The organism is Neobacillus notoginsengisoli (genome assembly GCF_003515685.1).
GTDB classification, from domain to species: domain Bacteria; phylum Bacillota; class Bacilli; order Bacillales; family Cytobacillaceae; genus Bacillus_D; species Bacillus_D notoginsengisoli.
The window spans coordinates 1-10,020 of the sequence record NZ_QWEG01000030.1; the positions used below are offsets into that span (position 1 = coordinate 1).

Consider the following 10,020-nt stretch of genomic DNA (forward strand, 5'->3'; position numbering starts at 1 on the left):
ACCTCACGTACGGTTTGATGAGGGGGAACAGGAAAAGGACTTGCCCACTTGTCTGGCTTAGTAAGGTGGAACACCCTGAAACCCGAGGACAAGAAGGGCAAAGTCTAATTCCTGTTTTCTACTCTACAATTTTATTGCAAAAAACAGGTTTGACTTTGTATAGATAAGGGTAAAAAAGATAGTCCTTTCATCAAAGGGGTAGGGTTTTCTTACTGAATAGTTTGGAATTGACTCTTGATGATAGATATCATTTAATTGATATAAGGATATTTTTTGAAATATTTGTGAAATGTTGAAATCAAATTTTTTATATACTTTTTGGGACAAATACAAATACACATCCGGAAAGGTCAGGGAGGATTAAATGGACAACCTAATATTAGACTATATAAAGGAGCAAAAGAACGAGCTTACGAATGAATGGATGGCTAGGATGCGGACCGAGGCGGACGAGAGAGTCTTGAAGCTTGTTTCAGAACACGTCTTTAATGGGACTAGCGCCGAGTTTGTTGATTTGATAAGCTCGAGTCTCGGTGGATCCAAGGAAGAGTTCCGTTCAAAGCTGAGCGATTTTGCCGAGAAAGTAGTCCGGTTGGGCTGGCCGCTTCATTTTGTCATTGAAGGGGTCAAGACTTTCAGCAAAATGGTTTTTGAAGGGATGCAGGAAAAAGGATATGTCACGGACGAAAACCAAATGGCTGTCGTTTATGCCTTTGACCGATGGATCAGTCCACTTCAGAATGAAGTTGTCGATATTTATTCCCGGACGTGGGAGAGAACTGTTTCCCTCCAGAAAATAGCACTTCAGGAACTGTCAGCCCCTCTGATTCCCGTGTTTGAGAAAATCACCGTTATGCCGCTTATCGGCACAATTGATACGGAACGGGCAAAGCAAATTATGGAAAATCTCCTGACGGGGGTTGTAAGGCACGGGTCGGAGGTTGTGTTAATTGATATTACCGGTGTTCCGGTTGTCGATACGATGGTTGCGCATCATATTATCCAGGCGGCCGAGGCGGTGAGACTAGTCGGGGCAAAGTGCATGCTTGTCGGAATCAGGCCTGAAATCGCCCAGACGATTGTGAATCTTGGCATTGACCTGAACCAGTTTACAACGAAGAACACCCTGAAAAAGGGTGTTGAAGCCGCATTGGAACTTACAAACAGGAAAATAATCCAAGTGGAGGGTGCAAGATGAGAATGAGAATACCGATTTTAAAGCTTCATGATTGTTTGCTTGTTTCCATTCAATGGGAATTGGATGACCAGACCGCCCTTCAGTTCCAGGAGGATTTGCTCCATAAAATCCATGAAACAAGCGCCAACGGGGTTGTTATTGATATTACCTCGATCGATTTTATCGACTCCTTTATCGCGAAAGTACTAGGCGATGTCATAAGCATGTCCAAACTGATGGGAGCCAAGGTCGTAATTACGGGGATCCAGCCTGCGGTTGCAATTACACTGATTGAACTGGGAATCGGATTGGAAGATGTCCTGACGGCGCTAGACTTAGAAAAAGGTTTGGAGAAATTACAACAGGAATTGGGGGACTAGCTAAATGGGCATCCAATCCTGTGTGAAAATCCTGAATGAATGGGACATTGTGGCTGCCCGCCAGCTTGGCCGCAATGTTGCCAAGGAGCTTGGTTTCGGTACTGTGGACCAGGCGAGAATTACAACTGCAATAAGTGAGCTGGCTAGGAATATATACTTGTATGCCGGACAAGGGCAAATATGTATTGAGAAAATTTACGAAGGCTCGAAAGCGGGTCTGAAAGTAATCGCTGTTGACAGCGGCCCAGGAATAAGTGATATACGGCAGGTGATGGAAGATGGTTATTCTACCTCAGGAGGCCTTGGAGCTGGTTTGCCCGGGGTGAAGCGGTTAATGGACCAATTCGATATTATCTCATCACTTGAGAAAGGGACGGATATAAGAGCAGTAAAATGGCTCCGCTAGGGGGATGATTATGGATTTACGGGGAAAAATGGAAGAGAAATACAGGAATATCATCATTGATTACCTGAGGGACCAGTCAGAACAGACATTGTATCAAGGGCAGAAGTTCAGCAGGGAATTAATTGAAAAGAAAATTTCTCCAGAGGAAATCGTAAGTCTTCATAAAGGCCTCTTGCTTGATCTTTATCCCAATGTACCTGAGAGTGTCATTCATTCTTTTGACGTCCTTTTGGAAGTGATGGTCGGTTATGGGCTGGCCTATAGGGAACATCAAAGTCTTAGAAATAAACAAATGGAATTTCGGACAGAAATGGAGATAGCTGCTAACGTGCAGCAAACGCTGCTTGGAACGTCAATTCCTGTTGTCGAAGGGCTGGATATTGGAGCGATTAGTGTTCCGGCTAGGCATATGAACGGTGATTATTTCCATTTTGTTCTGGATGACCACCAATGTGTGAATGTTGCCATTGCTGATGTCATTGGCAAGGGAATCCCTGCGGCGCTTTGTATGTCGATGATAAAATATGCGATGGACAGCCTGCCTGAGAACAGGCATGCGCCGCATATGGTTCTCGAAAGCCTGAATAGAGTTGTTGAGCAAAACGTTGATCCAAGCATGTTTATCACCATGTTTTATGGAATGTACAACCCAAGCAATCATATTTTTTATTATTCCTCCGCGGGACATGAGCCGGGCTTTTATTACGATGCGCAAACGGGTGGATTTTCTGAAATGGAAGCGAAAGGGCTTCTGCTTGGTATTGATAAGAAAACGAAATATCAGCAATATGAACGGGAAGTCCATCCTGGTGATATGATTATCCTCATGTCGGATGGCGTAACGGAGTGCCGGACGGAAGAAGGTTTTCTTGAGAGGGACGCTTTGATTTCCAATATACGGAAATATATTCATCTTGATGCGCAAACAATTGTGAATAATATTTACAAAGACCTTGAAAGGCTCCAGGATTTCCAATTAAGGGATGATTTTACACTTATCATCTTAAAAAGGAACGTTTAACAGCCGTAGAAAAGGGTAAAGACTTTAAGCGGTAAATAAATAGACAAGGGGTGGGTCAAATTGGACATCAAATTAGATGTAAATGAATCCAATGATTTTGTTGAAATATATGTAAACGGTGAAATAGATGCCTACACAGCGCCAAAGCTTCGTGAAGCAGTATTTCCGCTGTCGGAAAAGAACGAAGTGAAAATGGTCATCGACCTTTCTGAGGTATCCTATATGGATAGTACAGGTCTTGGGGTTATTGTGGGTGTGTTTAAATCAGTCAGGAGCCATAATGGGGAATTTAAGCTTGTCGGCCTTTCTGAGCGGCTGATCAGACTTTTTGAAATTACGGGTCTGGCTGACATTATCGATATTAACAGCCAGATAGAGGGTGGAGTGCAATGAGCCAGGCGTTTGACTATATTGAAATGAAGATACCGGCGAAGCCCGAATACGTAGGAGTCATCCGCCTTACGCTTTCCGGTATTGCGAGCCGAATGGGTTTTTCCTATGACGATTTGGAAGACTTGAAAATTGCGACAAGTGAGGCATGTACCAATGCTGTCCAGCACGCATATAAAAACAATGAGCCAGGCGAAGTCATTGTTGGCTTCGGTCTTTATTCTGACCGTCTGGAGGTTATGGTGGCAGACAGCGGCCAGAGCTTTGACTTCGAATCTGCAAGACAGGGCCTTGGACGCTATGAGGATCGTGGTTCGGTAGAGTTTTTGCGTGAAGGAGGCTTAGGGCTATACCTGATTGAAACGCTGATGGATGAAGTCAGGATTCACCATAAGGAAGGTGTAACTGTCTTTATGACTAAGTACCTTGAAGGAGAGCAGGTGGAGACGGATGTCGAAACAATCTCAACCTAACTCTGCGGGGAAACAAGATGTAAACGAACTTATTAAAGCGTATCAGCTTCATGAGGATAAAGAAGCCCAAGAACAGCTTGTCCTTAACTACAAGAATTTGGTTGAAACAATCGCCCGTAAATATTCGAAGGGACGATCGTTCCATGAAGATATTGTCCAGGTTGGCATGATCGGCCTGCTTGGTGCAATCAGAAGGTATGATGAATCTTTTGGCAAAAGCTTCGAGGCTTTTGCGGTCCCGACAATCATCGGGGAAATCAAAAGGTTCCTGAGGGATAAAACTTGGAGTGTCCATGTCCCAAGGAGAATCAAAGAACTTGGGCCGAAAATCAAGACAACTGTCGAAGAACTGACAACGAAGCTCCATCGTTCTCCGAAAGTCATCGAAATCGCCGAAGCGCTTGAAGTATCCGAAGAAGAAGTACTCGAAGCGATGGAGATGGGCAAAAGCTACCAGGCGCTTTCGGTTGACCATTCCATCGAAGCGGATTCAGACGGCGGAACTGTAACGCTGCTCGATATTGTCGGCAGTATTGATGATGGATACGAGAAAATCAATCAGCGGCTCGTTTTGGAAAAGGTCCTTCACGTCCTAAACGACCGGGAAAAGAAAATCATCCAGTATACGTATCTGGAAAACATGAGCCAGAAGGATGCTGGTGACAGGCTTGGCATCTCCCAAATGCATGTATCCCGCTTGCAAAGAAGGGCGATAAAAAAGCTGCAGGAAGCAATAAACGCGGAAGCAAATAACTCGGAGTGCCTTTCATGAACCATCTCGTGAAGAGAAACATTGAAGTCTACGCACACCAGACAGCCAAAGAAGGAAAGTCTTATTGCGGCGACAGTTACTTTTTTCTTGCAACTGATGATTATTTCGTCTGTGTCCTGGCTGACGGCCTTGGAAGCGGGCAGTACGCCTACGAAGCTTCGCACGCAGCCGTTGTGGCGGTGGAAGAAAATCATCACGAAGATGTCGATACTTTAATGAAATTTTGCAACCAAGCCTTAGCCAATAAAAGAGGCGCAGCTGTTTCGGTATTGAAGGTTTATTTTCATGCAAGGGAATTTGTTTACAGCTGCGTAGGAAATATCCGCTTCTTTTTGTATTCATCAAAAGGAAAGCTCACATACCCCTTGCCAGTGACAGGCTACCTGTCCGGAAAACCGCAAACTTACCATACACAGCGATTTTCATATGATCCCCATTCCAAATTCCTGATTTTCTCAGATGGATACGAGTTCCAGGGGGTAAAAGCCCTATTAAAGGGGCTGTTCCCTGTCGAAATGATTGCAGATGAAATAAAACGTAAATACCAAACCAAATCAGATGATGCAACATTCATAGTCGGAAGCCTGCACTAGTGCGGGCTTTTCTTTTTGCAAAAATTGGCCCCTGCCCAAAGCCGACCGTCTCATATACCACACAAATCTCTTAGCGTCACCAAACTTCAGCTAGCAGCCTCCGCCGGTTTTTCCCTGTTCCAATAATTTGTTACAATAGAACCTGAAGCCCAGATGAGTGGAGGGAACGGTTAGGTGAACGAAACGATAACGATGCAAGATGAACTCGCGAAATTAATAGCAAATGAACAAGGTTTGGCACTGAAGCAAGTACATAATGTCATGGCTATGGTCAACGAAGGAAACACAGTTCCGTTTATAGCGCGTTACAGGAAGGAACAGACTGGGGCGCTTGATGAAGTGCAAATTCGCAATATATTGGATAGATGGCAATACCTTCAGAACCTAGAACAGCGAAAGGCAGAAATCCTTCGTTCCATATCAGAACAGGGGAAACTGACCGATGAACTTTCCATGCAAATTGGTAAAGCGGTCAAACTCCAGGAACTGGAGGACCTATACAGGCCATATAAACAGAAACGGCGGACAAGGGCGACCGTGGCGAAAGAGAAAGGCTTGGAGCCCTTGGCAGACTGGCTGCTGACGTTCTCTAGCGGCGATGTTGAAGTGAAAGCCCGTGAATTTTTATCGGAAGAAAAAGAAGTTCTTACGGTTGAAGATGCCCTTGCTGGCGCCAAGGATATCATCGCCGAGCGTGTTTCGGATGATCCGGAAAGCAGGAGATGGATCCGGAGGGAAACCTTCAAATCCGGGACAGTGGTATCTGTTGTGAAGGATGCCGAAAAAGACGAAAAGAAAGTTTTCGAGATGTATTACGAATATGAAGAGCCTGTTAGCAAAATTGTCCCACACCGGATTCTTGCTCTAAATCGCGGTGAAAAGGACGAAATAGTAAGGGTTGGGATTAAAGTGGGTTCTGACTCAATTCTTGCCAATCTATCCCGCAAATGGATTAAGAAAAACCATTCTCCGGCTGCGGCAGTTGTCCTTGAGGCAATTGAGGATGGATATAAAAGACTGATTCAGCCATCGATAGAACGGGAAATCCGCAATGAATTGGCCGAAAAGGCGGAGGAGCAGGCTATTCATATTTTTGCCGAAAACCTGCGCAAGCTGCTGCTTCAGCCTCCATTAAAAGGAAAGATTGTCTTGGCAGTTGATCCTGCCTACCGGACAGGATGCAAGCTGGCGGCCGTTGATGAAACAGGAAAGGTCCTTAAGATTGATGTCATTTATCCGCATCCGCCAGTTGCAAAGCGCCGGGAGGCAAAAGAAAAGTTCAAGGCCATTTTATCGGACTACAAAGTGGAAATGGTCGCGGTCGGTAATGGAACTGCTTCTAGGGAAACCGAACAGTTTGTCGCTGACATTTTGAAAGAAATGGATGATGAAATTTATTATTTGATTGTCAATGAGGCAGGAGCAAGTGTTTATTCCGCTTCCGACATAGCGCGTGAGGAATTCCCTAATTTGCAGGTTGAGGAACGGAGTGCTGTATCGATTGGAAGGCGCCTTCAGGATCCGCTTGCGGAACTTGTCAAAATTGACCCGAAATCGGTTGGAGTTGGACAGTACCAGCATGATGTTTCGCAAAAAAGACTGTCGGAATCACTCCACTTTGTTGTCGAAACAGCCGTTAACCAAGTGGGAGTGAATGTGAATACGGCATCACCTTCTTTGCTTCAATATGTAGCGGGGCTGACCAAAACAACAGCGACAAATATTGTTAAGCAGCGTGAAGAAGAGGGGAAATTCGTTAACCGGTCGCAGCTGAAGAAAATACCGCGCCTAGGGGCAAAGACATACGAACAGGCAATTGGGTTTTTACGAGTTTTGGATGGAACCGAACCGCTGGATCGGACTGGGATCCACCCTGAGAATTACAATGCGGTGAAAAAGCTGCTCGCAAGCTTTGGTTTTACAACAGAAGACCTTGGTAGCGTAAAGCTGAAGGAAGCACTCGGGAAGTTGGAAATTGCGAATACCGCAGCCGAGCTTTCGATCGGGGAAATCACCATGAAAGACATTGTTGATGCCTTGATTCGCCCTGAGCGGGACCCTCGGGATGAGTTGGACGCCCCTTTATTGAAAAAAGATGTTCTTAAGCTCGAGGATTTGCAAGCGGGGATGGAACTGCAAGGGACGGTTCGAAATGTTGTCGACTTCGGCGCATTTGTCGATGTAGGCGTCAAGCAGGACGGCCTTGTTCATATCAGTAAACTGAGAAACAAATTTGTGAAGCATCCGCTTGATGTTGTTTCGGTAGGTGATGTGGTGACAGTCTGGGTTGACTCGATTGATAAGCAAAAGGGCAGAGTGTCACTGACGATGATCGAGCCGGAAGCGAGTCTGTCATAGCCTATTGTTTTGTAACGTAAAAAATGGCGTGCCTGATAAAACGGGCACGTCTTTTTTATAGTCAACATCTGAGGCCTGGTCCTCGTCATTACTAAAGTGGATTCTTCTTCCGGTAAAAAAACCAGCACTGATTGAGAAGTCTAATTTGGTAACGGTTTTTTTCCAAAAAAGCACGCCTCATCCTATTTTGGAACCATGTCGGCATCCAAATCCCTCCCGCCAAGTATCATAACGTTTACATATTCTATGCTATAATAGGTTGTCATGTTATAAGGAAAGAGAGGAACGCGTGAAATGGAGGACCGGGAACTACAGGCGCTGACAGAAAAATTATCAAAAGAATTATTCGGTTTGCCCTTCATGCATAAGGCCGTATTCAATCCCAGATTAAAAACAACTGGCGGCCGGTATTTGCTTAAATCCCATAACATTGAAATAAATAAACGATATTTGGAACAGCTTGGCTATGAAGAGTTGATCGGCATTATTAAACATGAACTATGCCACTATCATCTTCACTTGGCTGGAAGAGGTTATAAGCATAGAGACGCAGACTTTCGTGCATTATTAAAGAAGGTGGAGGCTCCGCGATTTTGCGGCCAGCTTCCTGAAAAGGTAGCTAAGAGAACAAGCAGGAAAATAATTGTGTATGAATGTACTGTTTGTAAGACTGCATATACCAGAAGAAGAAACATGGACTTATCAAAATATGTGTGTGGTAAATGCCGGGGCAAACTAAGAAAAATAAAGGAAGTTTTGAGTGAGACGTAGCTGAATATCTACTTATACTTCTCGCCGAAAGCTAAGAAGACCCGCTCAAAATGCCAGAAAAAATAGCTAAAAATATCTTGCAGATCTTTCTTGACATTGATGTGCCTCGTCATTATAATGTAAAGAGTCGACGGGAGACAGTCCCGATTCGAAAACATATTCCGCAGTAGCTCAGTGGTAGAGCAATCGGCTGTTAACCGATCGGTCGTAGGTTCGAATCCTACCTGCGGAGCCATTAATGGGGAAGTACTCAAGAGGCTGAAGAGGCGCCCCTGCTAAGGGCGTAGGTCGGGTGACCGGCGCGAGGGTTCAAATCCCTCCTTCTCCGCTCGTCACTTTTTTATATGGCCCCTTGGTCAAGCGGTTAAGACACCGCCCTTTCACGGCGGTAACACGGGTTCGAATCCCGTAGGGGTCATTTTAATATTGGGCTATAGCCAAGCGGTAAGGCAACGGACTTTGACTCCGTCATTCGTAGGTTCGAATCCTGCTAGCCCAGCCATTTTTTAACTCAGTCGGTAGAGAAACGAGCGAAAGTTTCATGAATCAACTGTGAGTTGCGGAGCAGAACGGGAGTTTTGCGAAGCATCTAACTAAAACCGAAACAAAGTTTGGATAGTTATTTCATAACGAGCCATTAGCTCAGTCGGTAGAGCATCTGACTTTTAATCAGAGGGTCGAAGGTTCGAGTCCTTCATGGCTCACCATTTAAGCGGGTGTGGTGGAATTGGCAGACACGCTAGACTTAGGATCTAGTGCCGCAAGGCGTGGGGGTTCGACTCCCTTCACCCGCACCATAAAAAATTACCAGTTGCAAAATAAATTAATACATGATAAGATAGTTCTTGTCGCTGTTTTACAAAATGCGGTCGTGGCGGAATCGGCAGACGCGCTAGGTTGAGGGCCTAGTGGGGGCGACCCCGTGGAGGTTCAAGTCCTCTCGGCCGCACCAATTACCTTTTATAATTTATATTGGTAATATAAAAAAGGCTGTGCGCCCGTAGCTCAATTGGATAGAGCGTCTGACTACGGATCAGAAGGTTATGGGTTCGACTCCTTTCGGGCGCGCCAAATATATCGGGAAGTAGCTCAGCTTGGTAGAGCACTTGGTTTGGGACCAAGGGGTCGCAGGTTCGAATCCTGTCTTCCCGACCATAAGTAAATTTAATATTATATGCGGGTGTAGTTTAATGGTAAAACTCCAGCCTTCCAAGCTGATGTCGTGGGTTCGATTCCCATCACCCGCTCCATTGTTCTTTGAAAACTAAACAAACAAGCGTCAACAAACAATAATATAGTGATCTTTGGATCACTAGCCAACGTAACTTTATGAGCTAAACCCATACTCTTTCTTGGAGAGTTTGATCCTGGCTCAGGACGAACGCTGGCGGCGTGCCTAATACATGCAAGTCGAGCGAAAGTTTTAAAAGCTTGCTTTTGAAACTTTAGCGGCGGACGGGTGAGTAACACGTGGGCAACCTGCCTGTAAGACTGGGATAACTCCGGGAAACCGGGGCTAATACCGGATAATCCTTTTCCCTGCATAGGGAAGAGCTGAAAGACGGTTTCGGCTGTCACTTACAGATGGGCCCGCGGCGCATTAGCTAGTTGGTGGGGTAATGGCCCACCAAGGCGACGATGCGTAGCCGACCTGAGAGGGTGATCGGCCACACTGGGAC

11 protein-coding genes, 10 tRNA genes and 1 rRNA gene are annotated in these 10,020 nt (G+C 45.4%); 21 read left to right on the forward strand and 1 reads right to left on the reverse strand.

Annotated elements, in window-relative coordinates:
- Nucleotides 1-364: 364 nt before the first annotated feature.
- The 9 genes from D1B31_RS23530 (at nt 365) to D1B31_RS23570 (ending at nt 7,570) form a co-directional block, all read left to right on the forward strand.
- Nucleotides 365-1,198 carry an RsbT co-antagonist protein RsbRA gene (locus D1B31_RS23530; protein WP_118924948.1) on the forward strand — a complete coding sequence of 278 codons (834 nt, stop codon included), beginning with the start codon at nt 365-367 and terminating at the stop codon, nt 1,196-1,198.
- 2 nt (nt 1,199-1,200) lie between these two features.
- Entirely contained in the window at nt 1,201-1,557 is a 357-nt protein-coding gene (locus D1B31_RS23535) for an STAS domain-containing protein (RefSeq protein WP_027324001.1), read from the forward strand.
- 4 nt (nt 1,558-1,561) lie between these two features.
- Nucleotides 1,562-1,963, forward strand: a complete 402-nt coding sequence (locus D1B31_RS23540; protein ID WP_118924950.1) for an anti-sigma regulatory factor — start codon at nt 1,562-1,564, stop codon at nt 1,961-1,963.
- A gap of 10 nt (nt 1,964-1,973) precedes the next feature.
- Nucleotides 1,974-2,984, forward strand: coding sequence for a PP2C family protein-serine/threonine phosphatase (locus tag D1B31_RS23545; RefSeq protein ID WP_118924952.1), 1,011 nt, complete (start codon nt 1,974-1,976; stop codon nt 2,982-2,984).
- A 60-nt stretch (nt 2,985-3,044) separates the two neighbouring features.
- Nucleotides 3,045-3,377: an anti-sigma factor antagonist gene (locus D1B31_RS23550; protein WP_118924954.1), complete on the forward strand. Its 333-nt coding sequence runs from the start codon at nt 3,045-3,047 to the stop codon at nt 3,375-3,377.
- On the forward strand, nt 3,374-3,847 hold the full coding sequence (rsbW, locus tag D1B31_RS23555; protein ID WP_118924956.1) for an anti-sigma B factor RsbW: 474 nt from the start codon (nt 3,374-3,376) through the stop codon (nt 3,845-3,847). The genes D1B31_RS23550 and rsbW overlap by 4 nt, the downstream gene beginning before the upstream one ends.
- Nucleotides 3,825-4,619 (forward strand): RNA polymerase sigma factor SigB, encoded by a 795-nt coding sequence (sigB, locus tag D1B31_RS23560; protein ID WP_118924958.1) that lies wholly within the window; start codon nt 3,825-3,827, stop codon nt 4,617-4,619. The genes rsbW and sigB overlap by 23 nt, the downstream gene beginning before the upstream one ends.
- Nucleotides 4,616-5,212: a PP2C family serine/threonine-protein phosphatase gene (locus D1B31_RS23565; RefSeq protein WP_118924960.1), complete on the forward strand. Its 597-nt coding sequence runs from the start codon at nt 4,616-4,618 to the stop codon at nt 5,210-5,212. Before sigB ends, D1B31_RS23565 begins: the two co-directional genes overlap by 4 nt.
- 192 nt (nt 5,213-5,404) lie before the next feature.
- Nucleotides 5,405-7,570 carry a Tex family protein gene (locus tag D1B31_RS23570; protein WP_192894826.1) on the forward strand — a complete coding sequence of 722 codons (2,166 nt, stop codon included), beginning with the start codon at nt 5,405-5,407 and terminating at the stop codon, nt 7,568-7,570.
- A gap of 91 nt (nt 7,571-7,661) precedes the next feature.
- Here the strand turns inward: D1B31_RS23570 and cmpA are convergent, their stop codons facing one another.
- The gene (cmpA, locus tag D1B31_RS23575; protein ID WP_118924964.1) at nt 7,662-7,775 is read right to left on the reverse strand and encodes a cortex morphogenetic protein CmpA; all 114 of its coding nucleotides are present in this window, start codon (nt 7,773-7,775) and stop codon (nt 7,662-7,664) included.
- 89 nt (nt 7,776-7,864) lie between these two features.
- Here cmpA and D1B31_RS23580 point away from each other — a divergent pair, with 89 nt between their 5' ends.
- The 12 genes from D1B31_RS23580 to D1B31_RS23635 all read left to right on the forward strand — a co-directional run.
- Nucleotides 7,865-8,341, forward strand: a complete 477-nt coding sequence (locus tag D1B31_RS23580; protein WP_118924966.1) for a SprT family protein — start codon at nt 7,865-7,867, stop codon at nt 8,339-8,341.
- Nucleotides 8,342-8,501: 160 nt separating this feature from the next.
- A tRNA-Asn gene (locus D1B31_RS23585) sits at nt 8,502-8,576 on the forward strand.
- Between the two features lie 5 nt (nt 8,577-8,581).
- Nucleotides 8,582-8,669 (forward strand) — tRNA-Ser (locus D1B31_RS23590).
- Between the two features lie 18 nt (nt 8,670-8,687).
- Nucleotides 8,688-8,759: transfer RNA gene (locus tag D1B31_RS23595), tRNA-Glu, on the forward strand.
- A 9-nt stretch (nt 8,760-8,768) separates the two neighbouring features.
- A tRNA-Gln gene (locus tag D1B31_RS23600) sits at nt 8,769-8,843 on the forward strand.
- A gap of 129 nt (nt 8,844-8,972) precedes the next feature.
- A tRNA-Lys gene (locus tag D1B31_RS23605) sits at nt 8,973-9,048 on the forward strand.
- Nucleotides 9,049-9,053: 5 nt separating this feature from the next.
- A tRNA-Leu gene (locus D1B31_RS23610) sits at nt 9,054-9,138 on the forward strand.
- 68 nt (nt 9,139-9,206) lie between these two features.
- Nucleotides 9,207-9,293: transfer RNA gene (locus D1B31_RS23615), tRNA-Leu, on the forward strand.
- A gap of 42 nt (nt 9,294-9,335) precedes the next feature.
- A tRNA-Arg gene (locus D1B31_RS23620) sits at nt 9,336-9,412 on the forward strand.
- Between the two features lie 7 nt (nt 9,413-9,419).
- Nucleotides 9,420-9,496 (forward strand) — tRNA-Pro (locus tag D1B31_RS23625).
- A 21-nt stretch (nt 9,497-9,517) separates the two neighbouring features.
- A tRNA-Gly gene (locus tag D1B31_RS23630) sits at nt 9,518-9,591 on the forward strand.
- 99 nt (nt 9,592-9,690) lie between these two features.
- A 16S ribosomal RNA gene (locus tag D1B31_RS23635) occupies nt 9,691-10,020 on the forward strand; the annotation flags it as partial.

Excerpts from the sequence above, each read along its gene's own strand:
- D1B31_RS23580 (WP_118924966.1), top strand. The coding sequence starts at position 7,865 with ATGGAGGACCGGGAACTACAGGCGCTGACAGAAAAATTATCAAAAGAA.
- D1B31_RS23535 (WP_027324001.1), top strand. The coding sequence starts at position 1,201 with ATGAGAATACCGATTTTAAAGCTTCATGATTGTTTGCTTGTTTCCATT.
- sigB (WP_118924958.1), top strand. The coding sequence starts at position 3,825 with ATGTCGAAACAATCTCAACCTAACTCTGCGGGGAAACAAGATGTAAAC.
- D1B31_RS23530 (WP_118924948.1), top strand. The coding sequence starts at position 365 with ATGGACAACCTAATATTAGACTATATAAAGGAGCAAAAGAACGAGCTT.
- rsbW (WP_118924956.1), top strand. The coding sequence starts at position 3,374 with ATGAGCCAGGCGTTTGACTATATTGAAATGAAGATACCGGCGAAGCCC.
- D1B31_RS23570 (WP_192894826.1), top strand. The coding sequence starts at position 5,405 with ATGCAAGATGAACTCGCGAAATTAATAGCAAATGAACAAGGTTTGGCA.
- D1B31_RS23545 (WP_118924952.1), top strand. The coding sequence starts at position 1,974 with ATGGATTTACGGGGAAAAATGGAAGAGAAATACAGGAATATCATCATT.
- D1B31_RS23540 (WP_118924950.1), top strand. The coding sequence starts at position 1,562 with ATGGGCATCCAATCCTGTGTGAAAATCCTGAATGAATGGGACATTGTG.
- cmpA (WP_118924964.1), bottom strand. The coding sequence starts at position 7,775 with ATGCCGACATGGTTCCAAAATAGGATGAGGCGTGCTTTTTTGGAAAAA.
- D1B31_RS23565 (WP_118924960.1), top strand. The coding sequence starts at position 4,616 with ATGAACCATCTCGTGAAGAGAAACATTGAAGTCTACGCACACCAGACA.